Genomic DNA, 25,000 nt, shown 5'->3' with positions numbered 1-25,000 from the left:
GAGAGCAGGATGAAGACTGACAGCAAAGAGTATCTCAACGTTCTCGGTCTGGTCGCCGTCGTGGCGATTATGCTGGCCAGCTTCATCGCCGACCTGAACATCCCTCTGGGCCATGCGGTCTGGCTGGGCTATCTGCTGGCGCTCGCGGTCAGCTTCTCGCTGCGGTTCCTCTGGCTGCCCTCGGCGATCGCGGTGGCGGGCATAGTGATGCTGATCCTCGGCTATGTGCTGGATGAGCGCGAAAACAACGTCGCAATCGCGCTTTCGAACCGCAGTCTGGCCTCGGCCTCGCTGGTCTTTCTGGCCGTTGCCGGGACGTTCATGGTGCGAAACCGTCTGCGCATTGCGGCCGAGGACTGGCGAAAGAGCATCGAGATGGCGCTGGCGAAAGCGCTCGAGGGCGATCTGAGCCGGGTGCAGATCGGCGAGAACACGCTGCGGCTGGTCTCCGGGGCGCTTGGGGCACGGGCGGCGGTCCTGTGGGAAAAGCAGCAGGACAGCCTGATCCCCGTCGCCTCCTGGGGAACCGCCAACACGGCCGAGGCTCTGCATGAAGGCCAGCCCGGTCGGCAGGCCGGCCATCTGCGCCGGGCATTGCAGGGTAATGAAACCGTGGTGCTTAAGGCACCGGGAGAGGCGGCGCTTGACTGGGGATCAGGGCTGATGCGGGGCCGGTCTGCCTGTTCGGTGATCGTGCCCACCCGCGAGAATGGCGTGGTCAATGGAGTGATTGAGATCGGCCTTGACCGCGAGCCGACCGATGCGGAACGGCAGCTGATCGAAAGCCTTGGCGACAAGGCCGGGGTCGAGTTGCGCTCGGCTTTGTACCGCGAGGAAGTGCAGCAGCTGCTGGATGAGACCCGCCAGCAATCAGAGGAATTGCGCAGCCATTCCGAGCGGCTGGCCGACACCAATGCCGAGCTTGAGGAACAGACCGAGGCGCTCAAGCGCAGCGAAGGGCTGCTGCGCGATCAGCAGGCGGCGCTGGAAGAACAGAACGCCCAGCTTGAGCAGCAGACCGCCGAGATGGAAGAGCAGCGCGACACCCTGGCGGCCTCCGGGCGCAAGCTGGCCGAACAGGCCGAGGAACTGGCCCGCGAAAGCCGCTACAAATCCGAATTCGTCGCCAATATGTCGCATGAGCTGCGCACGCCGCTGAATGCTCTTTTGATCATGGCGCGGCTGCTCAGCGAAAACCGTGGTGGCAATCTGACGGGCGAACAGGTCCGCTGGGCCGAAACGGTGGAAAGCTCGGGCAAGGATCTGCTGCGCCTGATCAATGACATCCTGGATCTGGCCCGGATCGAAGCCGGCAAGGTTGCGATCTCGCCCGAGCCCAGCGATCCGCGCGAGATTGTGCAGCGCATCGCGCGCGCCTTCACCTTCGCGGCGTCGGAAAAAGGTCTGAAGCTTGAAACCGAGATTGCCGGGGATATTCCCGGCATCATCACCGACCCTGCGCGGGTCGAGCAGATTCTGCGCAATTTCGTCGGAAATGCGCTGAAATTCACCGATCACGGCGCGGTCACGCTGTCGCTGACGCGTGAGGGCGAGGGCGTGCGCTTCCGGGTGAAGGATACCGGTATCGGCATCGATCCCGAACAGCACAAGGCTGTATTCGAGGCGTTCCGCCAGGCGGATGGCTCGATCTCGCGCCGCTTTGGTGGCACCGGACTTGGCCTTGCGATCTCGCGCGATCTCGCCGACCTTCTGGAAGGGCAGATCACGCTGGAAAGTGCGCCCGGCAAGGGAAGTGTCTTCTCGCTCTCGCTGCCGAAAACCCTGAAAGAGATCGATGAACTGCCGCCTGCAGAGCTGCGGCCCGGACTGAAGCCCGCCGCCCCGCGCGCCGCAGAAACGCAGCCCATACCCAAGCGCGGTCCGGGCCAGATCATCGACCTGAGTGACGATCGCGGCGAGCTGGGCGAGGAGGACCGCAGCCTGCTGATCGTCGAGGATGATCCGGCCTTTGCCCGTATCCTGCTTGATCTTGCGCATGAGCGCGGCTTTCGCGCGATTGTGGTCAGCAGCGCCGATGATGCGGTCCGGGCTGCGCAGACCTATCTGCCGGTGGGCGTGATCCTGGATATGGGCCTGCCCGATCATTCCGGCCTGACGGTGCTGGACCGCCTGAAACGCGCGCCCGCGACCCGGCATATTCCGGTCCATGTCGTCTCGGCCGCCGATCACACCCGCGATGCCATGGCGAAGGGCGCGGTGAATTACCTGATGAAGCCGGTGGCACGCGAATCCCTGATCGAGGCGCTCGACAGTATCGAATTCCAGGCCAACAGCCGGATCCGCCGCCTGCTGGTGGTCGAGGATGATCCCGCGCAGCTGTCTGGGATCAAGGCACTTCTCGGCTCGGATGCGGTCGAGGTCACCGGTGCCGCGACAACCGCCGCCGCACTGGCAGCCTGCCGCAACAAAACCTTCGACTGTATCGTGCTGGATATGAACCTGCCCGACGGGACGGGGTTCGATCTTCTCGAACAGCTGAGCCAGGACGAGACCGCCTCTTTCCCGCCGGTGATCGTCTATACGGCACGCGCCCTCTCTGAAGCCGAGGAGCAGCGCCTGCGCCGTCATTCGCAATCGATCATCGTCAAAGGTGCAAAATCGCCCGAGAGGCTGATCGATGAGGTGACGCTGTTCCTGCATCAGGTGGTCTCGGATCTGCCGCAGCGTCAGCGCGAAATGCTGGCGGCCTCGCTGAACCGCGATGCGGAACTGGACGGGCGCCGCATTCTTGTGGTCGAGGATGATGTCCGCAATATCTACGCCCTGACCGGGGTGCTGGAGCCGCATGGCGTCGATATCCGCATCGCCCGCAATGGCCGCGAGGCGCTGGATATGCTGGGCCGGGTGACGGATGGCGCCGAGCCTCCGGTCGATCTGGTGCTGATGGATGTGATGATGCCCGAGATGGACGGGCTGACCGCGACCAAAGAGATCCGGCGCATTTCGAAATGGCGGGCCCTGCCGATCATCATGCTGACGGCGAAAGCCATGGCCGATGATCAGGCCAAATGCCTTGCCGCCGGGGCGAATGACTACCTCGCCAAACCGCTGGATGTTGACAAGCTTCTGTCGCTGATCCGGGTCTGGATGCCGAAATGACGACCCCGGTTTCAGTCAGCGACAAAATCAGTGACATTGAAACGGATCTGTTTCTCGAGGCGCTCCGGCGGCGCTATCACTATGATTTCAGCGCTTATGCCCGTTCATCGCTTGTGCGGCGGGTCGAGGTGGCGCGGACCCGTCTCGGCTGTGACAGCATTTCGGCGATGCAGGCGCGGGTGCTGCGCGAGCCGGAGCTGTTGCATGACGTGATTGACGCCATGACGGTCCAGGTCAGCGATCTGTTCCGCGATCCGGGTTATTACCTCGCCCTGCGCCAGAAGGTTATCCCGCATCTGCACACCTTCCCCTCGCTGAAGGTCTGGGTGCCGGGCTGCGCCAATGGCGAGGAGCTCTATTCGCTGGCCATTCTCTTCGCCGAAGAGGGTCTGTTGGATCGCACCATGTTCTACGCGACCGAAATCAACCGCCGCGCGCTCAGCAAGGCCTCGGCCGGGATCTATGACACCGGACGCGTGCCAAAGTTCAGCGAGAATTACCGCGCGGCCGGCGGCAAGACGACGCTGTCAGATTATTACACCGCAGCCTATCGCGGCGCGGCATTCCACCGTCATCTGCGCCAGCGCACGCTGTTTTCCGAACATGACCTCGCGACCGATCAGGTATTTTCCGAAATGCATCTGATCTCGTGCCGCAATGTGCTGATCTATTTCGACGAAACCCTCCAGAACCGCGTTCTGGGGCTTTTCGCGGAATCGCTGGTGCGTGGTGGCTTCCTTGGCCTTGGTTCGCATGAGACATTGCGGTTCTCGAAGATCAAACCTGCTTTCAGCGCCCATGACGAGGGTGAGCGCATCTGGCGCCGCACGAATATCGAAAAGATTGAAAATGCCTAATAAAGCCATCCGTTTCCTGCTGGTTGACGATCTCCCCGAGAACCTTCTCGCGCTGGAGACGCTGCTGCGCCGCGACGGGCTGGAAATCCACCAGGCGCGCTCGGCCACCGAAGCGCTGGAGCTGATGCTGCATTATGACTTCCGTCTGGCCTTTGTTGATGTCCAGATGCCCGGCACCAATGGCTATGAACTGGCCGAACTGATGCGCGGCAGTGCGCGGACCCGAGAGATCCCGATCATCTTCGTCACCGCAGCCGATCACAATGAGATCCGTCACTTCCAGGGCTATGAGGCCGGCGGGATTGACTATATTTACAAGCCGATTGACCCGATCATCCTGCGCTCGAAAGCCGAGGTTTTCTATCGGCTGGCCCAACAGACCATCAACCTCGAGCGCCAGCGCGACGAGCTGCGCGAAAGCGCCCAGGCGCGCGACCTTGCGATTGCCACGCTGCGGGCCCATGCCGACAATTCGCCGCTTGGGGTGATCGAGTGCGATGCCGGCCTGAACCTGCTTGGCTGGTCGGGCGGTGCGGAGCGAATTTTCGGCATCGGTGCGGGCCGGGTGCTGGGCCGCGATCTGGGCGAGGCCGGCTGTTTCCGGCCCGAGACCCTGGCGCAGTTCAGAGACTGGATCGCAAATGCCGGAACGGTTGCGAGACACAGTGCCGAGGCCGTCGCCACCGGCGCGAAGGGCGAGATCAACTGCGAAATTTATGGTTCGGTGGTAATCGACCCGGCAACCGGCAGCCCTTCGCTTTCCCTGCAGGTGCTCGAAACAACCGAGCGTCATCAATCCGAAAAGGTCCGCGCCCTCCTGGTCGGTGAACTGAACCACAGGATCAAGAACACGCTGGCCAATGTGCAGGCGATCATGCGCCAGACGCTGCGCACCTCGACCACCCTGCCAGAGTTCAACCTGCGGTTTTCAGGCCGGCTCCAGGCGCTGGCCCGCGCGCATTCCATTCTGTCGGATGTCACCTGGTCCAAAGCGTCTCTGGGCCAGCTGGTCAGAGATCAGATCGAAGCCGGCACCCTCGACCGCGACCTCATCGACGTCAGCGGGCCCGATGTGGCGCTCTCGCCGGAAGTGACGCTGCGCCTCGCGCTGATCCTGCATGAACTGGGGACCAATGCGGCAAAATATGGTGCCCTTTCGCAGGCTTCAGGTCGCGCCCTGGGGCGGGTGAACCTGTCCTGGACCATTGATGCCGAAGGGCTGAGCCTGACCTGGCAGGAAACCGGCGGCCCCCCGGTCAGCACGCCCACAAGGCGTGGCTTCGGCTCCGATCTGATCCAGAACGGCGTCGGCGATGGCCGGGTCGAGGTTGACTGGAACAGGGCCGGGGTGATCTGGCGGATCATGATCCATTCCGGCTTTGGGTTTGACGGCGCGCAGCGCAGCGCTGAGACCAGGGTCGACCGGCCGGGCGTGCCGCAGCGCGATGGCATCAAAGACAGCCGGGTCCTGCTGGTCGAGGATGAGCCGCTGATCTCGATGGAGCTCTCCGACGTGCTCGAGGATGCCGGTGCCCGGGTCGTGAAGATCGCGGCCAGTCTTGACGAGGCGATAGTCGCGGCGCGCACGCTGGATTTCGACGTCGCACTGCTGGACGGCAATCTGCGCGGCGCGCCGGTGGATGTGGTTGCCCATACCCTGCGGCTGCGCGGCGTGCCGTTCTGTTTCATCAGCGGCTACAGCCGGGATCAACTGCCGCGTGACTTTCAGGACGCCCCCTTGCTGACCAAGCCGGTGGATCAGGACAAGCTGCTGGAGATCGTGCTTAAACTGCAGACCGGCGAAAGCAGGCGCGCGGCAGGCTGAGAATAACGGCTTTGCCTGGCGACACCTGCCAGAAGCTGCGCCGAAATGCGATCGCTTCCTTGGAGCAACCATGCAAGTTGCGGCGACCGACTTCGCCCTCTGCCGGCCCATTCCTTCAGGTGATCCGCAGATCTTTTGCCTTGCCAGACTGCAAACCGCCGGTGACTATCGGCACAAACCGTGCATGACTGACGCATCCCCGCGCCATGAGGCACAGTTTGTTGTGACAGCGCATTTCGACACGCCCGAAAGCGAGACTGGCAGGTCAAAAGGCCCGGACCTGTCTTGCTTTATGTGACGCATGGCTATGTAAGTGCAGGTGACAAATGTCGGAAACACCACCTCTGACTGAAAGCGCATCCTCCTCGGTCGGAAGGATCACGCTGCCCCGCATGGCGACCATCGTCGCCGTCGCCGCCGTCCTTTATGTGGCACAGGATGTCTTCCTGCCCATCGCGGTCGCGATGCTGATCGCCTTCGCGCTGTCACCACTGGTTTCGGGGGCGCGCAGGATGGGCCTGCCGATGCTGACCTCTGTCCTGCTGGCCACGGCACTTGCCTTCTTCGTGATCGGCCTGTTCAGCCTTGTTGTCTTTTATCAGCTGGCAGATCTCGCGGTTAAGCTGCCGAGCTTCCAGGCAAATATCATCAGCAAACTTGATGCAATCCAGAGCGCCTCGGGCGAGGCCAGCCTGATGTCGCGCCTGATGGAGATGGCGGCCTCGATCAACTCTGAAATAAGTGGCGTCCTGCCGGGAGAAGGTGCCGCCACGGCCCAGCCCATGCCGGTGCAGGTGGTGCAGCCCAGCAACCCGCTTGAAATCCTGCAAAGCCTGGTGGTCCCGCTCGTCAGCCCCATCGCGACCACCGGCCTTGTGATCGTATTGGTGATCTTCATGCTGCTGGAGCGCGACAGGCTGCGTGACAGGTTCATCCGTCTGGTGGGCACTGCCGATCTGCACCGGACGACCCAGGTTCTCGAGGAAGCGGGCGGCCGGGTTGGCAGCTATCTTCTGATGCAGTTGCTGGTCAATGCCATCTACGCGCTGCCGATCGGGATTGGTCTCTGGCTGATCGGGGTGCCGAATGCCGCACTCTGGGGATTGTTGACGCTGGTGCTGCGCTTCGTCCCCTATATCGGCTCGGTTCTTGCGGCGGCCTTCCCGCTGTTTCTCGCCTTCGCGGTTTCCTCAGACTGGTCGGCGGTTCTCTACACCGCCGCGCTTTTTGCAGTCGTGGAACTCATCACCTCCAATATCATCGAACCATGGCTCTACGGGGCCAATACCGGCGTGAGCTCTCTGGCGATCATCGTCTCTGCCATCTTCTGGACGTTTCTCTGGGGGCCGCTAGGCCTTGTCCTGTCGACCCCGCTGACCGTGTGTCTTGTTGTCCTTGGCCGTCACATCCCACAATTCGAGCTGTTCGATATCCTGTTCGGAGATGAGCCGGTCCTGGCAAGTCACCAGAGGTTTTATCAGCGTTTGCTGTCAGGCGACCGTATCGAGGCGGCCTCGCGTGCGGAAGAATTGCTTGAGGATATGACCGCTGCCGAATTTCACCGTGATGTTGCGCTTCCGGCCCTGTTGATGGCCCAGGATGATCGCGACCGTGGTGTGCTCTCGCCCGGACAGGAAAGCAGGCTTGCCGGGGTCGGGATGGCCGTGGTGTCGGATATCGCGGCCCTGCTGGCCGAAGACTCCGGCGAAGCGCGGGCTGAGCCGCAGCTGCGCATCACCTGTCTGGGCGGGCGCTGGCCCATAGATGATGTCTCGGCGGCGATCCTTGCCCAATCCCTGCAGGAGGAAGGCGCCGAGGTCCGCCACAGATCTTATATGGATCTTACGCCCGGTGGGCTTGCGGCCCTTAACCTTACGGAAACCGATTGTGTGATCCTGTGTTTCCTGGATTCGACGCCCACACGTGCGTCACTGCTGCATATCAGGCGGATCAAACGGCTGCGTGAGGGGCTGCGTCTTGGCATCGTGATCTGGCAGATGCCAAAAGATCTGATCCTTGAAGGGGCCGCGGGCCCGGCGCCGGTTGATCCCGCAAAGCTGGCCGAAGCCCGCTCCCTGGGCGCGGATTTTGTTGAGACATCTCTGGAACGTGCCGTGGAAGCAGCCCTGCAGGATGTGCCCGCATTGCCCCTACCGGAAACCCAACCCCGCAAACGCGCAAGCCGGCCCCGGTCTGCGGCCTGAAGATCCGGCACCCGCGCATTCCCCGCCACGCCGCAACACCCGCAACCTGCCGCCGGAGCTGCCTCATCGGATCACCTCCTGATTGCTTCTATGCTGTGGCGGCTGACCAGCGGTCATCCGATCAGTGATGAGGCGCCGGGCGATCTGTGCTACTTTCGCAGCTGGAGCAGGGTGGCGCCGCTACGGGTGAGGGCCATGTATCCGCTGCGCCCTGATGATATGTCTTAAGGAGAAAACCGATGGAAATATTCCGCGCCGGACAGGTGCCTTCGCGCAAAGGCCCCGCCGACTGGTTCAGCGGACAGGTCCGTATCGACACCCTGTTCAATCCCACCGCGCCCGACCGCGTGCAGGGCGCGAGTGTGACATTCGAGCCGGGCGCCCGCACCGCCTGGCACACCCACCCGCTGGGTCAGACACTGATCGTCACGGCTGGCCTCGGCCGGGTACAGCGGGATGGCGGCCCTGTCGAGGAAATCCGCCCCGGCGATGTCGTCTGGTTCGCCCCGGATGAACGCCACTGGCACGGTGCCGGCCCCACCACCGCCATGACCCATATCGCCCTTCAGGAAGTAAAGGACGGCAAGGTCGTCGACTGGCTGGAACATGTAAGTGACGCCGAATACGGCGTCTGACCTGGCTGAAACGGGTATGATCGGAATCCGGGGCCGGCCCCTGCGGGTCGGGAATGCTGCCGGCCACAGCGAGAACCGGGCCGGACCCACCACAAAAGGAGAGCTGAAATGGTTGTGAAAGCCTATGGCACCCCGGCGGGCGATGCGCCGCTGGCACCCCTGAACATCACACGCCGCATGCCCGGCGCGCATGATGTGCAAATCGGGATCCTGTTCTGCGGTATCTGCCATTCCGACCTGCACCAGGCCCGGGGCGAATGGGCCGGAACCCTGTATCCCTGTGTTCCGGGTCACGAAATCGTCGGTCGCGTCACCTCGGTCGGCGCGCATGTCACGAGCCACAGGCCCGGTGATCTGGTCGGCGTCGGCTGTATCGTCGACAGCTGCCGGCATTGCTCCGAATGCAATGACGGGCTGGAGAATTACTGCGACGGCATGATCGGCACCTATAACGGGCCGACACCGGATGCCCCCGGCCATACCCTTGGCGGTTATTCGCAGGAGGTGGTGGTGCACGAGCGCTATGTGCTGAAAATCACGCATCCCGAGGATCAGCTGGCCGCCGTCGCCCCTCTTCTCTGCGCCGGGATCACCACCTGGTCGCCGCTGCGCCATTGGGGGACGGGCCCGGGCAAGAAGGTTGGCGTCGTCGGTATCGGGGGTCTTGGCCATATGGGGATCAAACTGGCCCATGCCATGGGCGCGCATGTGGTGGCCTTTACCACCTCAGAGTCAAAACGGACCGATGCGCTGAAGCTCGGCGCGGATCAGGTGGTGGTATCGCGCAATGCGGCCGAGATGGCTGTCCATGCCAAAAGCTTCGATCTGATCCTGAACACGGTGGCCGCGCCCCATGATCTGGACGCGTTCCTCGTGCTGTTGAAGCGTGACGGCACGATGACGCTGGTTGGCGCACCCGCCACACCGCACCCGATGCCCAATGTGTTCAATCTGATCATGCGTCGCCGCAGCCTCGCCGGGTCGATGATCGGTGGCATCCCGGAGACACAGGAGATGCTGGACTTCTGCGCGAAACACGGCGTCACTTCGGATATCGAAATGATCCGTGCCGACGAAATCGAAACCGCTTACGAACGAATGCTGAAAGGCGACGTTAAATACCGCTTCGTCATGGATATCGGCACGATGTGATCCGGGGCGGGCGCTCCGGTGTTGCCGGGGCGCCTTGCTGGCTGCCGGAGAGGTGCGCAGGCAGGTTCCAGCACCGACAGCAGATCTTCGCGGAAGGCCAGACGCAATGCACCGGCTCGGACAGCCGCCCGGTACCCGGCCTCAGGTGGATCGCGCCGGCTTTCACCTCAATAGGTTTACCACGATGCGGGTCGGCGCAACGCCGCCGCAACCCCTGGTCCATGGCGACCGGATTGAGGCGCCGGAGCCTGTCCGAACCGGGCCCTGTATGGCGGCACCAAATGGTATGTCCAGTCTTTCATCGAGGATTTGCGGATGGAAACCGCGATGGAAGGCACCTCCGTTGGGATCGCGCGCTTTAGAAGTGATATGGCATCGCGCCCGCGCAGATCACCAGCGTTGTGGCCTGTGTGTTTGATTTTCCGGCGGATACGATGGTGTGCAAATTCACCATCGGCCCGGCACACCAGCCCTGGTAAGAAAGGGCGGGATGTCGTGCAGTCTGTCAGCCCGGACCCTGATCTGACCCGGGCATGGACCCCTCACTGGCTTTACGGTTAAAGGCCTCCAGCGCCGACAGCGCACGTTTGCGGCCCTGATCCAGAAGCGCGGCGCTGTCCGGCAGAGCCCGGTGCTCAGGCGTGTTCCAGGAGGCAGGCACAGTCTCGCGATAAGCGCGTGCCCCCTCACCCGTCAGCCAGTGATCGCGGTACAGGCTCTTCGGGTCAAAACTTGCCGCCTGCTTTTCCGGGTTGAAGATGCGGAAAAACGGCGAGGCATCGGGCCCGCAGCCTGCAACCCATTGCCAGTTCATCGCATTCGCGGCCGGATCCCAATCGGTCAGGCTGTCTTCGAAATGCGCCAGACCGATGCGCCAGTCGGTCAGCAGATGTTTCGTAAGCCAGCTTGCCACCACCATACGAACACGGTTGTGCATCCGCCCGGTCACCCGCATTTCGCGCAGGCCCGCATCAACCAGTGCGATGCCGGTTTCGGCGCGGCTCCAGGCCAGGGAGGCGGGATTGGAGCCAAGCCAGGGAAAGCGCGCCCAGTCCGCACGCCAGGGGGTCTCGGCCATCTGCGGAAAGGCCAGCAACAGATGCCAGGCAAATTCGCGCCAGAGAATTTCCGAAAGAAACTTCTCAACCCCGGGGGCGAGCGCGGGGTCGATCTCGGCGCGCAGCGACGCCATGGCCCAGATGCGGCGCGGGCTGATCTCGCCGAGCGCGAGATGCTCTGACATACCCGAAGTGGCGTCGATATCGGGACGGTCGCGATGGGCCGGGTAATCCGGCACATGGGCGATAAAATCCCCGAGCCGGGCAAAGGCCGCCGCCTCGCCCGCAGGAAGGGCCTGTTCCGCCAGAACCACCGCCCCGCGATACATATCCGGCGCGAGGGTCAGGTCTCCTGCCCGCAGCGCGCCGATGGCCGGCAGCGCGGAAATGATGGCGGGAGGAGGCAGAGGCCGGTCAGGCCCCGCCAGCCGCACGGCCCGGGCAAAGGGGGTATAGACGCGAAAGCTGCCCCCCGCACCGGTTTTCACCCGCCCGGGATGGATCAGCAGATGGCCTTCATGCAGATGCAGCCTGACAGAGCCTGACCCGACTGCCCGGTGCAGGGCGTCCTGCGCGGTTTTGGTGGCGGCGGTCGGCCAGTCGTTCTGATGGATGGCACCGGCCCCGATGCGGGCGGCAAGATCTGGAAGCAGATCGGCCGCCTCACCCTCCAGCACTGTGATCCGCTGGCCCGTCCGCACCTGCCATTCGGCATCGAAGCTGGCCAGGGCCCGCCCCAGCCGCCAGCGGCTGGCCGCGCCTTGCGCGCGCGTCGCAGTATCGACCACAAAGACCGGCAGAACAGGTCCGTCCCTGACTGCCGCCGTCAGCGCGGCATTGTCGTCGAAGCGGAAATCGCGGCACAGCCACAGGATTGAAGTCATCTTATGCCGCCTGTGCCATTTGGCCGATATGGCCGAATTCGACCTGTACCACATCAGAGCGCCCGGTCGCAAAGGTCGCGGCGCAGCTTTCCAGATAATAGCGCCAGCTGCGCAGGAAGGGCTCGTCATAGCCAAAGCGGCGGATGCGCTGAGCGGCCCCGGCCATACGCGCAGCCCAGATCCGGCAGGTGCGGGCGTAATCCTGCCCGAAAGAGAAGCTCGCGCGCAGCTCCAGCCCGGCCCTGGCGCCCTGATGGCGCAGGATCGCCGGGCTGGGCAGCATACCGCCCGGAAAGATATGCTGACGGATGAAATCAGAGCGTTTGCGATAGATCGAGAATTCGGCATCCGGCACGGTGATCGCCTGCAAGACAGCCCGCCCGCCAGGGGCAAGGCGCGCTTTCAGCGTGGCGAAATAGGCGGGCCAATAGCGTTCGCCGACGGCCTCGATCATCTCGACCGAGACGATATTGTCATATTGCCCGCCGGCATGGCGATAGTCCTGCAGCCGGATCTCGGCTCGCCCGTCAAGCCGTGCATCGGCATAGCCCTTTTGTGCGGGCGACAGCGTCAGCCCTGTGACATGGCGGCCGGTCTCGGCCGCGCGTTCGGCAAACCCGCCCCAGCCGCAGCCGATCTCGAGAATGTGTTCGCCTGGGGCGAGGCACGACAGGATACGATCATTCTTGCGCGCCTGGGCGGTCTCCAGATCATCAGTGCCGTCGAACAGAGCCGAGGAATAGCTCATGCCCGGATCAAGCCAGAGCTGGTAAAATTCATTCCCGACATCGTAATGCGCCCGGATATTGCGCGACGACCCCGAGAGAGAATTGGCCCGCAGCCGGTCGGTCAGGCGAAACCCGAGGGCGGCAAGCCAGCCCGGTTTGCCCTGGCCCTGCAGAAGATCGAAATTGCGGATGGCAAGGCTGAGAAGCGCTTCGAGATCCGGGCTGTCCCAATGGCCCGCGACATAGCTTTCGCCAAACCCAACATCGCCGCGCGTCGCCAGCGCCGCAAGCAGCGCCCAGTCGGTGATCCGGATCACGGCCTCGGGGCCTTCTGATCCGAAATGATAGCAATGGCCCGCGGGGGAGGTCAGGCAAAGGCGCCCGTGCCGGATACCCTCAAGCGAGGCGAGAAAGCGGGTCTGTAGCAAGCTCATCGGCTGATTTCCTCAGGGGGCGCAGGGGGCAGGCGGCGATAGGCAATGCCTTTGAGGCGCAGACGCAGGGCCTGCCAGTAGATCAGAGCCAGGACCCGCAGCGCACCGCCCGGACGGCGGAAGGCGGCTGCCAGCAGGCCAGCCTGGCGCAGGGGCCGGGGGGCGGCATTGAGTGTGGCGATCAGCCCCTCTTCGCCATCTGTGTGGCGGATCAGGATGGCAAGCCGGGCCGGGGTCACGCGAAACCGGAACTCATAGCACCCTGCCACGTCCTGAAAGGGCGAGACGTGAAAGACCTTTTCGGTGGTCATGAGATCTTCCGGCCCGATCGGGGTGAACCCCTCATGGTGACAAAGATAAGAGTGCCGCTGACCAAAGGTATTATTGACCTCGGCGATCACGGCCAGAAGGTCTTCGCCGCGCAACACCATCCAGAAGCTGACCGGGTTGAACCAGAAGCCGAAAAACCGCGGCTGCGCCATCAGCGCCAGGGTCATCGCGCCCTCGCGGCGCAGACCGGCCTGCCCCAGCACCTCCCAGGCCCAGGCAGCACCTTTGCCATTCCCCCTGGGGCCGCCGTGATCCATGGCGCAAAAGCTGAAAAGGCCCGCCCGTCCAAGGCGGAAAAGCCCGCGCGGGCGGGCCAGGTCGGGCACCAGCAGCAGATAATCGACCCGGTAGCGAAAGGCATGGCGCCTGGCACCGCACCGCACATGGGTCACATCCGAGGTGAGGTGCAGCACCTCGCCTTGCGCCAGCTGCGTGAAAAGCCCGCCCGCCATTTCTCAGACCTTTGTGGGCAGCAGCTGCCGCGCGATGCGGACGGCGCTGGCAAAACCATCCTCATGGAAACCATTCCGCAGCCAGGCCCCGGCGAACCAGGTCTGCTGTGTGCCCTGCATGGCCCTGATCCTGGCCTGGGCATCGATGGCGGCCTGGTCGAAAACCGGGTGGCGGAAGGTGGTCTCGTCATAGATCCGTGCCGGATCTAACGCGGCGCCCGGGTTGAGACTGACGAAAAGCGGATCGGTCTCGGGCAGGCATTGCAGGCGGTTCATCCAGTAGGTGACGCCGACCGCCTGCTCTGTCTGCGGCTCATCCGCGCGGTAAATCCAGGAACTCCAGCAGGCGCGGCGGTGTGGCATCACCACCGGATCGGCGTGCAGAACCGCACGATTGTCCTGGAACCGCACCGCGCCGAGTGCAGACCTTTCCTCCTGTGACGGATCGGCGAGCAGGGCCAGCGCCTGATCGGCATGGCAGGCCAGGATCACATGATCAAAGCGCTCAGCCTCGCCCTGCGTCTGAACGGCGCCCCCCAGAGGGCCGCGCGACACGGCGCGCACCTTTGTGGCCGGGCGCAGGTCCACAGCGCGCGCCTTCAGCGCGGCTGTGAGCCGGGTCACATAACTCACGCTGCCGCCGGAGACCGTCCACCACTGATGTTGCCCGCCCTTTGACATCAGCGCGTGATTGCCCAGAAACCGCAACAGGGGCCCCGCCGGAAAGGCACCGATATCGCGCGCCGGCGTCGACCAGATCGCGCCGCAGATGGGATAAAGGTAATGGTCCCGGAAGCGGGTTCCGAGGCCCAGCTCCGTGATCAGAGCTTCGATGGTGAGGTCAGCCCGCCCCGCTGCCGTCTCCGTTGCCCGCGCGTTAAAGCGCAGAATATCGCGGATCATGCGGTGAAAGCCCGGCCGCAGCAGGTTTGAGCGCTGCGCGAACAGCGCATTGGCCGAACGCAGCGCAAATTCAACCGCGCCATTCCCCAGCGAGACGCCAAAGCTCATATCGCTGCGCTGCACCGGCACATCAAGATCACGAAACAGCGCGGTCAGATGCGGATAATTGGCATAGTTGAAAACGATGAACCCGGTATCCACCGCCACATCGCCCCGCTTGCCCGCCATCACCGTACGGGCATGCCCGCCAAAGCGCGGTGCGGCCTCGAACAGGGTGACCTGATGATGCCCCGACAGCAGCCAGGCGGCTGCAAGGCCAGAAATCCCGCCGCCGATGATGGCGATCTTCTGCGGTGCGTTGCGTGTCAGGTCAAAAGGCACATCCGCCCCCTCAGCTTGTCTGTCTGTGATTACGCAGCCGCGCTGGTCCCGGATCACTACGCCGGGCCGGAATTGCATTTTTCACTGCACAGTGATCTGTTGCGCCGGCGCGGGCGTATCCAACCCATGATGTCAGAGAGCCGCAGCACCCTGAATGTGATCACCGCGCCCGATCCGGGCGTTGCAGTGCCGTATGGAGGCGCCCGGACGACCGCGAAGGAGAGCGGGCTTTTGTCATCAGATACGGCACCAGACACTGCACTAGGGACGGGGGGCGAGACCAACCCGACCCTGTGGTTGCTTGCGGTGCGCGACCAGCGCGACCGTGCCTCCTTTTTGTTGTTGTTCCAGCATTTTGCCCCCCGGCTGAAAGCGATGCTGATGCGTGGTGGACTGCGCGATGGCAGCGCCGAGGATGTGGTACAGGATGTGATGCTGGCGGTCTGGCACAAGGCGGCGCAGTTCGATCCGCACCGGGCCGAGGCCAGCGCCTGGATCTACCGCATCGCGCGCAACCGCCATATCGACCTGATCCGTCGCAAGCCGCCACCCGAACCCGATGCGCTGATCGAACCCGAAGGCTCTGAGCCCGATGCCGCACAGATCCTCGCCCTCGGGCAGGAGGCTGCGCTTTTGCGCCGGGCTCTTGATGCGATGTCACCGGATCAGGCCCGGGTGCTGGAACAGGCCTATTTCGAGGATATACCCCATAGCCGGATCAGCGAAATGACCGGGCTGCCCCTTGGAACCATAAAATCGCGGATCCGGCTGGGGCTGGACCGCCTGCGGCGCGACCTGAACGATCTGAGGCAGCCATGACCGCCATCACGCATCATATTTCAGACGCATTGCTCGACGCCTATGTGACGGGCGGTCTTGGCCACCCGTTTGCCGTGGTTGTGGCGGCGCATCTCTCGCTTTGCGATACCTGCCGGGCGCGGGCGGAGGCCGCCGAGATGCTGGGGGGCAGCCTGCTTGACCGCCTTGCCCCCGCAACCCTCAGTGCGGGGGCGCAGGATCGCCTGCTGGCCGCGCTGGACGAGGTTTCGCCGCCGCCACCGCAGTCGACGGCCTCAGGTATTTTTCCCGCTGCTGTCATGCAGGCGCTTGGTGGCCAGCCGCCAAAATGGCGGATGCTGGGCGGTGGGATCCGCCAGCAGATCCTGTCTGCCGACAGCCAGGGTTCGCTCCGGTTGCTCTATATCCCGCCGGGGCGGGCGGTGCCCGCACACAGCCATGGCGGGCTGGAACTGACCCTGGTGTTGCAGGGTGATTTTTCCGACAGTGAGGGCCGTTTCGGCCCCGGTGATGTGGAAATTGCGCATGATGAAATCGACCATCAGCCGGTCGCCGGGCCGGACGGGCCCTGCGTCTGTCTGGCCGCGACCGATGCGCCTTTGCGGTTTCGCGCGATGATCCCGCGCCTTTTGCAACCGCTGTTCAGGATCTGATCCGATGGGCTTTGCCGGCAAGACGGTCTGGATCATCGGCGCGAGCGAGGGCATCGGCGCGGCCCTTGCCCGGGCGCTCTCGCAAGAGGGCGCGCGACTGATCCTGTCGGCGCGCAATCGGGCCGCGCTGGAATTCCTGGCAGCCGGTTGCCACGAGGCCAAGGTTCTGCCCCTTGACCTGGCCACACCGGGGGCGCTCGCGGATGTGGTGGCAGGTCTCGCACCCGGCAGCCTTGATGCGGTGATCTGCACCGCCGCGCTTTATGATCCGGGCCGGGTTTCCGATCTGGACCCAGAGGCCACGGCACGGCTGGTGGCGGTCAATCTGCTGGGGAGTTTCGAGGTCTCCCGCCTCGCACCGCCATTGTTGCGTGATGGCGGGCAACTGGTCCTCTTCGGTTCGGTCGCGGGATATTTCGGCCTGCCGGGCGGGCAGCCCTATAGTGCTACCAAGGCTGCGGTAAACAACCTGGCCGAGACCCTGCGGACCGAACTGGCGCCGCGCGTCGACGTGCGGCTTGTCTGCCCAGGGTTCGTCGCGACCCGGCTGACCGCGAAGAACAGCTTCCCTATGCCCGCGATGCTCACAGCGGAAGAGGCGGCGCAGGAGGTGATCCGTGGTCTGAAGGGGCGTGCCTTTGAGATCCATTTTCCCAAAAGGTTCACCCGGGCGATCAAATGTCTGAGGGCACTGCCCTATGCGCTCTCGCTGCGGTTGACCGGGCGGCTCAGGCCAGGCGACCGCTGAGCGCCGCCACCCCGGCCCAGGCCGCAAAGCCGGTCAGAACCGTGCCCCAGAGCCCATCGGCCAGCACCTGTTGCCAGGACCAGTCTGCCAGCGTGGCGTAATTCGTCATCTCATAAGTGCCATAGCACATCGCCCCGAGCAGCGCCCCAAATGCCAGGGCCTGCAACGGTGCCCCGGCTTTCAGCGCGGGCAAAGACACGAAGAACAACAACCCCGCGATATAGAACAGGTAGAAAACCACCGCAGGCCCCAGCCGGAGCGGCGCGGCCAGCAGATGCCCGATATGGGTCTCGAATATCGGACGGATAATGTAGCGGATGCCAGCCATATCGAGGCCCAGAAAGACCACCGCCGTCACCGCATAAAGAAGTATGGCCTGGCCCATGGTCTGCCCCGTGCTGTCAACCGCATCCATCGGAATACGCGACGCGGGCAGAGTTGGATCACGTCGCATTCTTGCTTTGAGTGCGATCCCTGCCCCGAAGACCGCGCCTAGGGCCTGCATCCTGCGACAGATGCCAGACACTGCGCGCGAGAGGCGGATCCCGGCAGGGAAGATATGCCGCTGGCGTCAGATCTGAGCGGATTGCGGTTCTGCCGCCCCGATTTCGGCAAGATGCGCCAGAAGAACCGGCAAAGCGGTGGTCTTCCAGGCCAGCCAGGCCTCTTCCAGTTCTGCCGCGCTGCGGGTCTTTTTCAGGGTCGCCAGACCGCGCAGGAAAATCGCAAAAGTCCCGTCGAGGAGAAGCAGGATGCGCTTGTCCTGCAAGGCCGCCGCGCCGAAGGCCAGTTCATACATCCGTTTTTGCAAAGCGCGCTGCGAGATCGCATAGTGATGCATCCGTGTGCCGAGCTCGGGATTGGTGCGAGCGGCCAGCAACAATTCCCCCACCACTTCGAAAATGCGCCCCATGGCGACAAGGCGCAGCTGCTCCAGCGCGGCATCGGCACGGGCGGGCATATCACGCGGCAGTTCCGCCATGCGCACCTCATATTCCGCGACACTGCGCTGGAACAGGGCATCAACCGACGCGGCCAGCAGATCCTCGCGCGTGCCGAAATGATGCAGATGGGCGCCATGGGTCACACCGGCCCGGGCCGAAATCGCGGCAATGGTGACTTTCTGATAGCCGCTTTCCCAAAGCTGCTCGATGGCGGCGTCGATCAGCTTTTGCCGGGTCATCAGGCTTCGCAGCTGGGGCGGGCGGGCCTTTTCGGTCTTTCGCGGTGCCATACTCACTTCCGGGTGTCAGGTCAGACAGGACTTTTGTGCCCCTAGCAGGGCTGATGAAACACCTTTGCGCGGATCGACCTGCACCAGAACCGACAGACCCGAGGCGACCAGAAGGTCATCTTCGAAGATCTCATGCGACATGTCAAAAGAGCTGTTGCCGATCCGGCTGACCACGGAACGGGTGACAAGGCGGCGCGCTGCGACCGGCTGGGCGTGAAAATCGACACGCAAAGAGACCAGGCGCCATTCGACATCCGGGGCCTGCGGAATGCCGGCCAGAAAATCCAGCCTTGCATCCTCGATCAGCTCCGCCAGTTTCAGGCTGTTGACATGACCCATCGCATCGCGGTCGGCAAAGCGCAGTAACGCCTCGCGGCTATGGCGGGCCGCGGTCATGCCACCACGCCGATCCGGGGCCGCATATTGAAGGCCTCGCGCACATCCGTCGAGCTGGCCAGTTTGATGTTCAGCTTATCGAGGATCTCGGCGATCAGATTGACCTGTTCGGCATTGGATTTCGCGAGCTCTCCTTTGCGGATATAGAGCGCATCCTCCAGCCCGACCCGGACACCGCCGCCGCGACAGGCCGAAGCCGTGCCGAAGGCCATCTGCTGACGGCCGGCGGCCAGCACCGACATATAGTAATCATCCCCGAACAACCGCTCGGCTGTTTCGTAGAAATGCTCAAGATGGCTCGGATGGACGCCGACACCGCCAAGGAAGCCGAAGATGAACTGCACCATCATCGGGCCGCGGATAATGCCCTGATCGCGCAGATATTTCAGGTTGTAGAGATGCCCGATATCATAGCATTCACATTCAAAGACCACGCCCTCGGCCCCGAGTTCAGTCACGATATCTTCCAGCACCTGGAAGGAATTGACCGAATATTTCGACTTGGATTCAAGCAGGAACTGCTCTTCCCAGTCATATTGCCAGTCTTTTTTCTTGCCCGCCATCAGGTGAAAGCCGAAATTGATCGAGCCCATATTGAGCGAGACCATATCGGGTGACATCGCACGCGCGGCGGCGAGCCTTTCGTCCATGGTCATGCCGGGTGCGCCGCCGGTGGTGATATTGACGACCGCATCACAACGCGCCCGGATCCCCGGCACGAACTGGCCATAAACCGCCGGATCGGCGGTCGGGCGGCCATCATCCAGACGGGCGTGAAGATGCACGACAGCGGCGCCTGCGGCATGGGCTTCGACAGCGGAATCCTCGATCTGTTTCGGAGTGATCGGCAGATAGGGCGACATGCTCGGGGTATGAACGCCCCCCGTCACCGCGCAGCTGATGATGGTCTTATTGAACTTGAACATTCGGCATTCCTTGTTGCGGCGAAGCGCGGGATCAGACGTTTTACCACTCAGACGCGGGCGAAGGGGGCGACCATTTCGCTGGAATAGCCCTCGAAATTACCGCAGACGGCCAGTTTCTGGCCGCTGACATGACGCGCCTCGTCCGACAGAAGGAAACCCACGCTATTCGCGATATCCTCCCCGCTGACCATGGTTTTCAGCGAGGTGCGCGCGGTGAATTCCGCGATGGCCTCGTCAAAGCTGATGCCACGGGTATCGGCCTGGGCCTGGGCCACGGCTTCGATCCTGACGCCCTCGACGATACCGGGCACCACCACATTCGAGCGGATGCCCCAGGGGCCAAGCTCCATCGCCATGGTCTCGGACAGCATTTCCAGCGCGGCTTTCGACACGACATAGGGTGCGCGCTGCGGAAAACCGTTGCGGGTACAGGCCGAGGAAATCGACACAATCGCCCCGCGCCGTTGCTTCTTCATTACGGGCGAAACGTTCTTGACCAGAATTGCTGCGGAAATCACGTTGATCCCGAGCACGCGTTCCCAGTCTTCGGCAGAGATGGAATCGATCAGACCGGTCGGCCCTGCGATCCCGGCGCAATTCACCAGCCCCTCGATCGGCACAGGGCCAGAGGAGAGCTCGGCAACAAGCGCCTCCACCTGCCCGGAATCGCTTACATCGCAGGGGTAATGCAGGATCCCTGCCCCCGTTTCGGCAGGCGCATTGAAAGGGTCCAGCGCCACGGCCGTCCCACCCTGAGCCGCGATTTCACGACAGATTGCAAGACCGATCCCTGCGCCACCTGCCGAGACGATGTAGTAGCCCTGACGAAGCATCTTCCCGTCCTAAAAAATTATTCTTGTAATGTTTTGCTTGACTAGATCGGGCACGTCAACAATTCTGTTTCAAAAAATGAACCAGGAGGTGACGGTGGAATTTGGTGTGGTCATCGACCATTTGCCGCTGCTTGTCGGCGGGGCCCTGCGCGGCGTGCTCTACGCGGTGGGGGGCTTTGTCATCGGCATCGCCTGTGCGGCGCTGATCATCCTTGGCCGCATGGCCTGGGGTCGTTGGGTGACCATCCCCAGCCAGATCTTTGTCGAGATTGTCCGCAATACGCCCTTTTTGCTGCAGGCCTTTTTCCTGTATTTCGGCCTCGCGAAACTTGGGGTGACGATGCCGGGCTATGTCGCGGCAATCATCATCGTGACCTTCAATTCCGCGGCCTATGCGACCGAGATCCTGCGCTCGGGCATGCTCGGCATTCCGAAAGGCCTGCTTGAGGCCGGCGACTCACTTGGCTTCACCGCCCTGCAGCAATTCCGCCATGTCGTGGCGCGGCCGATGCTGCGCGCGGCACTTCCCGCGCTGAGCGGCCAGTTCATCATCATCATGCTGAACACCTCGCTCCTGTCGGCCATCGCCATTCCCGAGCTGAATTACGAAGCCTCAAACCTCGCCTCGACCAGTTTCCGTCCGTTCGAGGTCTATGTCGTCGTGGCCGTGATCTATCTTGCGCTCTCTTCGGTCTTTGCCGGGCTCTTTGCCCTGATCAGCCGGCGTGTCAGCGGCAGCTGGGGCAGTGAGCGCCGCATGCAGGATGTTGTCTGATGCGTGAATTCAGCCAGAAACATATGATCCTGATCCTTCAGGGCCTGGGCTGGACGATGGCCCTGACCCTCGCCGCGATGGTCTTTGGCGGCATTCTGGGCCTGCTGGTCGCGGTCCTGCGCAGTTCTCCCAATCGCTGGATCTCCCTGCCCTCGGCTGTCCTGATCCGGCTGTTCCAGGGCATCCCGCTGGTTGTCGTGATCTTCATGATCTATTTCGGCATCGCCCGGACAGGCTATAATGTCTCGCCCTTTGTTGCCTGCACCGTGGGGCTGTCGCTTTTCGCTGCGGCCTTTCTGGGAGAGATCTGGCGCGGGGCGCTGCTTGCCATTCCGCGCGCGCAGTGGGAATCCGCCGACAGCCTCGGCATGACCAGCTTTCAGATGCTGCGCATTGCCATCCTGCCGCAGGCGCTCAGGCTTTCGGCCCCGGCAACGGTGGGCTTTCTGGTGCAGCTGGTAAAGGCCACCTCGGTCTGTTCGATGGTCGGCTTTGTCGAGCTGATGCGGGCCGGCCAGATGGTCAATGGCACCACCTTCGACAGTTTCCGCGTCTTTGGCATCGTCGCGGCGCTTTATCTGCTGATCAACCTGCCCATGTCCTTCGCGGCGAAGCGCCTCGAAAAGCTGAAGCTCTGAGAGAGGGCCCATGTCACTCATCGAACTGAACGCCGTCACGAAATCCTACGGCACCCATCAGGTGATCTATGATGCCACGCTGTCCATTGCTGCGGGCGAGGTGATTGCGCTGATCGGCAAAAGCGGCTCTGGCAAGAGCACGCTGCTGCGCTGTCTGAACGGGCTGGAGCAGATTTCGGGTGGCAGCCTGACAATTGCCGGCACACCGATCAGCTATGAAAAGGCGAAGCTGCGCGCTTTGCGCCGCAAGGTCGCCATCGTTTTTCAGGGCTATAATCTCTTTCCGCATATGACAGTCGAGGACAATGTGGCGCTTGCGCCGCGCGTCACCGGCAAGGCGAGCGGTGCCGAGGCGCTGAAGCTTGCCCATCGCTATCTGGAACGCGTCGGTCTGGCCGACAAATTCCGCGCCCATCCGCGCGATCTCTCGGGCGGCCAGCAGCAGCGCGTCGCCATCGCGCGCGCCCTTGCCGTGCAGCCCGAGATCCTGCTGCTTGACGAGGTGACGGCGGCGCTTGACCCCGAACTGGTGGGCGAAGTGCTCACGGTGCTGGGCGAGCTGGCGGAACAGGGCCTGACCATGGTTCTGGTGACCCATGAGATCGCCTTTGCCCGCAGGGCCGCCAACCGCATTGCCTTCATGCATCAGGGGCGGTTGCACGAGGTCGGCCCGGCAGAGGCAACGATCAGTCAGCCACGGACCGCCGAGCTGCAGAAGTTTCTTTCTGCTGTCCGCTGACAACCAATAACAGGGAAGATGGAGACTAAGATGATCAGACAATTCAGCAAGGTTGCAGCCGGTGCCATGGTCAGTCTGGGCCTGGTTCTCGGGGCGGGAATGGCTGTGGCAGAAGATCTGCCCGCCATTCTGGAAAAGAAAAAGATCGTGATCGGCGTGCAGAATGACCTGCCGCCCTATAGCCTGATCGGCGATGCGAACCAGCCCGTCGGCCTTGATATCGATGTGGCCCAGGAAATCGGCAAGCGCCTCGGGGTCGAGGTCGAGCTGGTGGTCCTGACCGGCGCCAACCGTGTGCCCTATCTGATCTCGAACCGGGTTGACGCCGTGGTCGCGACCATTGGCATCACGCCCGAACGCCGCGAGGCCATCGGCTTCACCCGCCCCTATCTGGTGTTCCGCACCGTCATGGTGGCGCCGAAGGATCTTGATGTCACCAGCAATGAAACCATCGGCGACAGGGTTGTGGGCGTGACCCGCGGCACCATGATGGATCCGCTGATCACCAATGGCGCGCCCGCCGGCACCAATATCCAGCGCTTTGACGATGATGCGACGACCTCGGTCGCCCTTGTCACCGGCCAGGTCGACATGATCCCCACCGGCGAGGCCATCGTGATGGAAGTGATCCGCCAGAACCCCGCACGCAATCTGGAAATCAAATATGTCATGGCCAGCACCTATGCCGGCATTGGCGTGAACAAGGATAATACCGCGCTGGTGGAAAAGCTGGACGAGGTGATCACCGGGATGGAGGCCGACGGCAGCCTTGGCGCGATCTATCTGAAATGGATCGGCAACGAGATGCCCGACCTGCCCAAATCGCTGGATGAGCTGAACTGAGCCGCAAACGGCCGTTCGCGGCGCGCCTGCGCGCCCTCGCCCCGCCAGAGTTGCCACGTCGCAGATGCGATGCCGCAACTCTGGCGGGGCACTTGTTTTCCTGCCGGAGACCTCACCGATGACCGTTGCCCTGCCCGCCTCCCTTGCCGATGGCGCTGCCGAAATGCGCACCTGGCTGCGCGCGCTGCATCAGATTCCGGAGCTTGGCTATGAGGAGCATAAAAGCGCGGCCTTCGTGGCGGCACGGCTTGGCGAGATGGGCCTGGAGCCGGTCACCGGCATCGGCGGCACCGGCGTTGTTGCGGTGCTGAAAGGCCAGGGGCTGGCGCCTCCGATCGGATTGCGGGCCGATATGGATGCGCTGCCGATTGAGGAAGCCAGCGGCCTTGACTGGGCCTCGCGCGTGCCAGGCGTCATGCATGCCTGCGGACATGACGGCCATATGGCGATGCTGCTGGGTGCGGCGCGGCATCTGACAAAGGCCCCGCCCCCGCCCGGAGATGTCGTCTTCATCTTTCAGCCCGCCGAAGAAACCGGCGCCGGCGCGGCCGCAATGATCCGCGACGACTTGTTTGAGCGGTTTGATATCCCGGCGATTTACGGGCTGCACAACTGGCCGGGGCTGGAATTTGGCCGCTTTCTCGCCTGCGACGGCGCGCAGATGGCGGCTGTCGATCGTTTTGACATCACCCTGACCGGCACGGGTTGCCATGCCGCCATGCCGCATCTGGGGCGCGATGCCCTGCTGGGGGCAAGCCAGCTGCATCAGCTCTTGCAGGGGATCGTGGCACGCAATGCTGATCCTCTGGACAGCGCGGTGGTCTCGGTCACCCAGATCCATGGCGGCGAGGCCTATAATGTTCTGCCGGAAACCGTGGTGATGCGCGGCTGCACCCGCAGTCTCAGCGCCGAGATGCGTGATCTGATCGAGACGAGGATGCGGGGCATCAGCGCCGGGCTGGCCGCGAGCCTCGATCTGAAGATCACGCTCGACTATCACCGCGGCTATCCCGTCACCCAAAACAGCGCAAAGGAAGCCGGTCTCGCGCGCGAAACCGCGCTCCGGATGCTTGGGCCCGCTTCTGTCGATCCCGCGCCGAAACCCTCGCTCGCCTCCGAGGATTTCGCGTACTTTCTGGAGAAACGCCCGGGCTGCTACGGCTTTCTCGGTGCGGGCCCCGGGCCGGCACTGCACAGCCCGCGCTACCGCTTCAACGAAGACCTCCTGCCGGTCGGCGCGGCCTGGTGGGTAGGTCTGGCGCAGCGGGTGGCGCTGGTCTGACCCACCGGTCCCGAATGCTACGCCGGGGCGTCGTTTAAGACCTCCGGCTCCCCATGGCATTTCCGAGGATCGTTACAGGCGGTCCTTGCGGCGATACTGCGGATCATCCAGCCCGATCACTGTAATGAATCCCGGCAGGGCGCGGATCCTGTTGATCCAGGCGCGGATCGCG

Annotated in this window: 23 protein-coding genes; 14 read left to right on the top strand and 9 right to left on the bottom strand. The window is 63.3% G+C overall.

What is annotated here, in order from left to right; translation table 11 throughout:
• Positions 1-9: 9 nt before the first annotated feature.
• From M3484_RS15145 to M3484_RS15120, 6 genes are all read left to right on the top strand, one after another.
• Complete coding sequence (locus tag M3484_RS15145) at positions 10-3,120, top strand: response regulator (RefSeq protein WP_249497511.1); 3,111 nt, start codon at positions 10-12, stop codon at positions 3,118-3,120.
• Positions 3,117-3,977, top strand: a complete 861-nt coding sequence (locus M3484_RS15140; protein ID WP_092904394.1) for a CheR family methyltransferase — start codon at positions 3,117-3,119, stop codon at positions 3,975-3,977. The genes M3484_RS15145 and M3484_RS15140 overlap by 4 nt, the downstream gene beginning before the upstream one ends.
• Positions 3,970-5,802 carry a response regulator gene (locus tag M3484_RS15135; protein WP_249497510.1) on the top strand — a complete coding sequence of 611 codons (1,833 nt, stop codon included), beginning with the start codon at positions 3,970-3,972 and terminating at the stop codon, positions 5,800-5,802. The genes M3484_RS15140 and M3484_RS15135 overlap by 8 nt, the downstream gene beginning before the upstream one ends.
• A 326-nt stretch (positions 5,803-6,128) precedes the next feature.
• Positions 6,129-8,006 carry an AI-2E family transporter gene (locus M3484_RS15130; protein ID WP_249497509.1) on the top strand — a complete coding sequence of 626 codons (1,878 nt, stop codon included), beginning with the start codon at positions 6,129-6,131 and terminating at the stop codon, positions 8,004-8,006.
• Positions 8,007-8,245: 239 nt separating this feature from the next.
• On the top strand, positions 8,246-8,641 hold the full coding sequence (locus M3484_RS15125) for a (R)-mandelonitrile lyase (RefSeq protein ID WP_249497508.1): 396 nt from the start codon (positions 8,246-8,248) through the stop codon (positions 8,639-8,641).
• 108 nt (positions 8,642-8,749) lie between these two features.
• Complete coding sequence (locus M3484_RS15120) at positions 8,750-9,793, top strand: NAD(P)-dependent alcohol dehydrogenase (protein WP_249497507.1); 1,044 nt, start codon at positions 8,750-8,752, stop codon at positions 9,791-9,793.
• Between the two features lie 505 nt (positions 9,794-10,298).
• Here the strand turns inward: M3484_RS15120 and M3484_RS15115 are convergent.
• The 4 genes from M3484_RS15115 to M3484_RS15100 are packed head-to-tail and all read right to left on the bottom strand — an operon-like array spanning position 10,299 to position 14,963.
• Complete coding sequence (locus M3484_RS15115; RefSeq protein ID WP_249497506.1) at positions 10,299-11,735, bottom strand: cryptochrome/photolyase family protein; 1,437 nt, start codon at positions 11,733-11,735, stop codon at positions 10,299-10,301.
• A 1-nt stretch (position 11,736) separates the two neighbouring features.
• Positions 11,737-12,897: an SAM-dependent methyltransferase gene (locus M3484_RS15110; protein ID WP_249497505.1), complete on the bottom strand. Its 1,161-nt coding sequence runs from the start codon at positions 12,895-12,897 to the stop codon at positions 11,737-11,739.
• Positions 12,894-13,679, bottom strand: coding sequence for a DUF1365 domain-containing protein (locus M3484_RS15105; RefSeq protein WP_249497504.1), 786 nt, complete (start codon positions 13,677-13,679; stop codon positions 12,894-12,896). Before M3484_RS15105 ends, M3484_RS15110 begins: the two co-directional genes overlap by 4 nt.
• A 3-nt stretch (positions 13,680-13,682) precedes the next feature.
• Positions 13,683-14,963, bottom strand: coding sequence for an NAD(P)/FAD-dependent oxidoreductase (locus tag M3484_RS15100; RefSeq protein ID WP_249497503.1), 1,281 nt, complete (start codon positions 14,961-14,963; stop codon positions 13,683-13,685).
• Between the two features lie 126 nt (positions 14,964-15,089).
• On the opposite strand from M3484_RS15100, the gene M3484_RS15095 reads away from it, so the two are divergent.
• From M3484_RS15095 to M3484_RS15085, 3 genes are read left to right on the top strand one after another with little or no spacing between them, the layout of a single operon-like run.
• Positions 15,090-15,782: a sigma-70 family RNA polymerase sigma factor gene (locus tag M3484_RS15095; protein ID WP_249497502.1), complete on the top strand. Its 693-nt coding sequence runs from the start codon at positions 15,090-15,092 to the stop codon at positions 15,780-15,782.
• A complete protein-coding gene (locus tag M3484_RS15090) occupies positions 15,779-16,414 on the top strand; it encodes a ChrR family anti-sigma-E factor (RefSeq protein WP_249497501.1) in 636 nt (211 codons plus the stop codon). The genes M3484_RS15095 and M3484_RS15090 overlap by 4 nt, the downstream gene beginning before the upstream one ends.
• A 4-nt stretch (positions 16,415-16,418) precedes the next feature.
• Positions 16,419-17,162 carry an SDR family NAD(P)-dependent oxidoreductase gene (locus tag M3484_RS15085; protein WP_249497500.1) on the top strand — a complete coding sequence of 248 codons (744 nt, stop codon included), beginning with the start codon at positions 16,419-16,421 and terminating at the stop codon, positions 17,160-17,162.
• Here M3484_RS15085 and M3484_RS15080 read toward each other — a convergent pair.
• The 5 genes from M3484_RS15080 to M3484_RS15060 all read right to left on the bottom strand — a co-directional run bounded on the left by M3484_RS15080 (position 17,143) and on the right by M3484_RS15060 (position 20,551).
• On the bottom strand, positions 17,143-17,616 hold the full coding sequence (locus M3484_RS15080; protein WP_249497499.1) for a DUF2177 family protein: 474 nt from the start codon (positions 17,614-17,616) through the stop codon (positions 17,143-17,145). The two genes, M3484_RS15085 and M3484_RS15080, sit on opposite strands and share 20 nt — an antisense overlap.
• A gap of 117 nt (positions 17,617-17,733) precedes the next feature.
• The gene (locus M3484_RS15075) at positions 17,734-18,396 is read right to left on the bottom strand and encodes a TetR/AcrR family transcriptional regulator (RefSeq protein WP_249497498.1); all 663 of its coding nucleotides are present in this window, start codon (positions 18,394-18,396) and stop codon (positions 17,734-17,736) included.
• 15 nt (positions 18,397-18,411) lie between these two features.
• Positions 18,412-18,792: an acyl-CoA thioesterase gene (locus M3484_RS15070; protein ID WP_092904051.1), complete on the bottom strand. Its 381-nt coding sequence runs from the start codon at positions 18,790-18,792 to the stop codon at positions 18,412-18,414.
• The gene (locus tag M3484_RS15065; protein WP_092904053.1) at positions 18,789-19,718 is read right to left on the bottom strand and encodes a beta-keto acid cleavage family enzyme; all 930 of its coding nucleotides are present in this window, start codon (positions 19,716-19,718) and stop codon (positions 18,789-18,791) included. Before M3484_RS15065 ends, M3484_RS15070 begins: the two co-directional genes overlap by 4 nt.
• Positions 19,719-19,765: 47 nt before the next feature.
• The gene (locus tag M3484_RS15060; RefSeq protein WP_249497497.1) at positions 19,766-20,551 is read right to left on the bottom strand and encodes an SDR family NAD(P)-dependent oxidoreductase; all 786 of its coding nucleotides are present in this window, start codon (positions 20,549-20,551) and stop codon (positions 19,766-19,768) included.
• Positions 20,552-20,645: 94 nt separating this feature from the next.
• Here M3484_RS15060 and M3484_RS15055 point away from each other — a divergent pair, with 94 nt between their 5' ends.
• From M3484_RS15055 to M3484_RS15035, 5 genes are all read left to right on the top strand, one after another.
• A complete protein-coding gene (locus M3484_RS15055) occupies positions 20,646-21,326 on the top strand; it encodes an amino acid ABC transporter permease (protein ID WP_249497496.1) in 681 nt (226 codons plus the stop codon).
• Complete coding sequence (locus M3484_RS15050; RefSeq protein ID WP_249497495.1) at positions 21,326-21,964, top strand: amino acid ABC transporter permease; 639 nt, start codon at positions 21,326-21,328, stop codon at positions 21,962-21,964. Before M3484_RS15055 ends, M3484_RS15050 begins: the two co-directional genes overlap by 1 nt.
• Positions 21,965-21,974: 10 nt before the next feature.
• Positions 21,975-22,703 (top strand): amino acid ABC transporter ATP-binding protein, encoded by a 729-nt coding sequence (locus tag M3484_RS15045; protein ID WP_092904059.1) that lies wholly within the window; start codon positions 21,975-21,977, stop codon positions 22,701-22,703.
• Between the two features lie 30 nt (positions 22,704-22,733).
• Positions 22,734-23,546, top strand: coding sequence for a transporter substrate-binding domain-containing protein (locus tag M3484_RS15040; protein WP_171909704.1), 813 nt, complete (start codon positions 22,734-22,736; stop codon positions 23,544-23,546).
• A gap of 118 nt (positions 23,547-23,664) precedes the next feature.
• Complete coding sequence (locus M3484_RS15035) at positions 23,665-24,828, top strand: M20 aminoacylase family protein (RefSeq protein ID WP_249497494.1); 1,164 nt, start codon at positions 23,665-23,667, stop codon at positions 24,826-24,828.
• Positions 24,829-25,000 lie beyond the last annotated feature (172 nt).

The organism is Pseudomonas sp. GX19020 (assembly GCF_023371075.1).
Lineage (GTDB): Bacteria > Pseudomonadota > Alphaproteobacteria > Rhodobacterales > Rhodobacteraceae > Pseudogemmobacter.
Note: the sequence above shows the minus strand (reverse complement) of the source record. Positions and strands in the feature narration are given on the sequence as shown.

What these genes read in the sequence shown, in the direction of transcription:
- M3484_RS15145 (WP_249497511.1), top strand. Translation starts at nt 10, where the DNA reads ATGAAGACTGACAGCAAAGAGTATCTCAACGTTCTCGGTCTGGTCGCC.
- M3484_RS15140 (WP_092904394.1), top strand. Translation starts at nt 3,117, where the DNA reads ATGACGACCCCGGTTTCAGTCAGCGACAAAATCAGTGACATTGAAACG.
- M3484_RS15135 (WP_249497510.1), top strand. Translation starts at nt 3,970, where the DNA reads ATGCCTAATAAAGCCATCCGTTTCCTGCTGGTTGACGATCTCCCCGAG.
- M3484_RS15130 (WP_249497509.1), top strand. Translation starts at nt 6,129, where the DNA reads ATGTCGGAAACACCACCTCTGACTGAAAGCGCATCCTCCTCGGTCGGA.
- M3484_RS15125 (WP_249497508.1), top strand. Translation starts at nt 8,246, where the DNA reads ATGGAAATATTCCGCGCCGGACAGGTGCCTTCGCGCAAAGGCCCCGCC.
- M3484_RS15120 (WP_249497507.1), top strand. Translation starts at nt 8,750, where the DNA reads ATGGTTGTGAAAGCCTATGGCACCCCGGCGGGCGATGCGCCGCTGGCA.
- M3484_RS15115 (WP_249497506.1), bottom strand. Translation starts at nt 11,735, where the DNA reads ATGACTTCAATCCTGTGGCTGTGCCGCGATTTCCGCTTCGACGACAAT.
- M3484_RS15110 (WP_249497505.1), bottom strand. Translation starts at nt 12,897, where the DNA reads ATGAGCTTGCTACAGACCCGCTTTCTCGCCTCGCTTGAGGGTATCCGG.
- M3484_RS15105 (WP_249497504.1), bottom strand. Translation starts at nt 13,679, where the DNA reads ATGGCGGGCGGGCTTTTCACGCAGCTGGCGCAAGGCGAGGTGCTGCAC.
- M3484_RS15095 (WP_249497502.1), top strand. Translation starts at nt 15,090, where the DNA reads ATGATGTCAGAGAGCCGCAGCACCCTGAATGTGATCACCGCGCCCGAT.
- M3484_RS15090 (WP_249497501.1), top strand. Translation starts at nt 15,779, where the DNA reads ATGACCGCCATCACGCATCATATTTCAGACGCATTGCTCGACGCCTAT.
- M3484_RS15085 (WP_249497500.1), top strand. Translation starts at nt 16,419, where the DNA reads ATGGGCTTTGCCGGCAAGACGGTCTGGATCATCGGCGCGAGCGAGGGC.
- M3484_RS15080 (WP_249497499.1), bottom strand. Translation starts at nt 17,616, where the DNA reads ATGCGACGTGATCCAACTCTGCCCGCGTCGCGTATTCCGATGGATGCG.
- M3484_RS15075 (WP_249497498.1), bottom strand. Translation starts at nt 18,396, where the DNA reads ATGGCACCGCGAAAGACCGAAAAGGCCCGCCCGCCCCAGCTGCGAAGC.
- M3484_RS15070 (WP_092904051.1), bottom strand. Translation starts at nt 18,792, where the DNA reads ATGACCGCGGCCCGCCATAGCCGCGAGGCGTTACTGCGCTTTGCCGAC.
- M3484_RS15065 (WP_092904053.1), bottom strand. Translation starts at nt 19,718, where the DNA reads ATGTTCAAGTTCAATAAGACCATCATCAGCTGCGCGGTGACGGGGGGC.
- M3484_RS15060 (WP_249497497.1), bottom strand. Translation starts at nt 20,551, where the DNA reads ATGCTTCGTCAGGGCTACTACATCGTCTCGGCAGGTGGCGCAGGGATC.
- M3484_RS15050 (WP_249497495.1), top strand. Translation starts at nt 21,326, where the DNA reads ATGCGTGAATTCAGCCAGAAACATATGATCCTGATCCTTCAGGGCCTG.
- M3484_RS15045 (WP_092904059.1), top strand. Translation starts at nt 21,975, where the DNA reads ATGTCACTCATCGAACTGAACGCCGTCACGAAATCCTACGGCACCCAT.
- M3484_RS15040 (WP_171909704.1), top strand. Translation starts at nt 22,734, where the DNA reads ATGATCAGACAATTCAGCAAGGTTGCAGCCGGTGCCATGGTCAGTCTG.
- M3484_RS15035 (WP_249497494.1), top strand. Translation starts at nt 23,665, where the DNA reads ATGACCGTTGCCCTGCCCGCCTCCCTTGCCGATGGCGCTGCCGAAATG.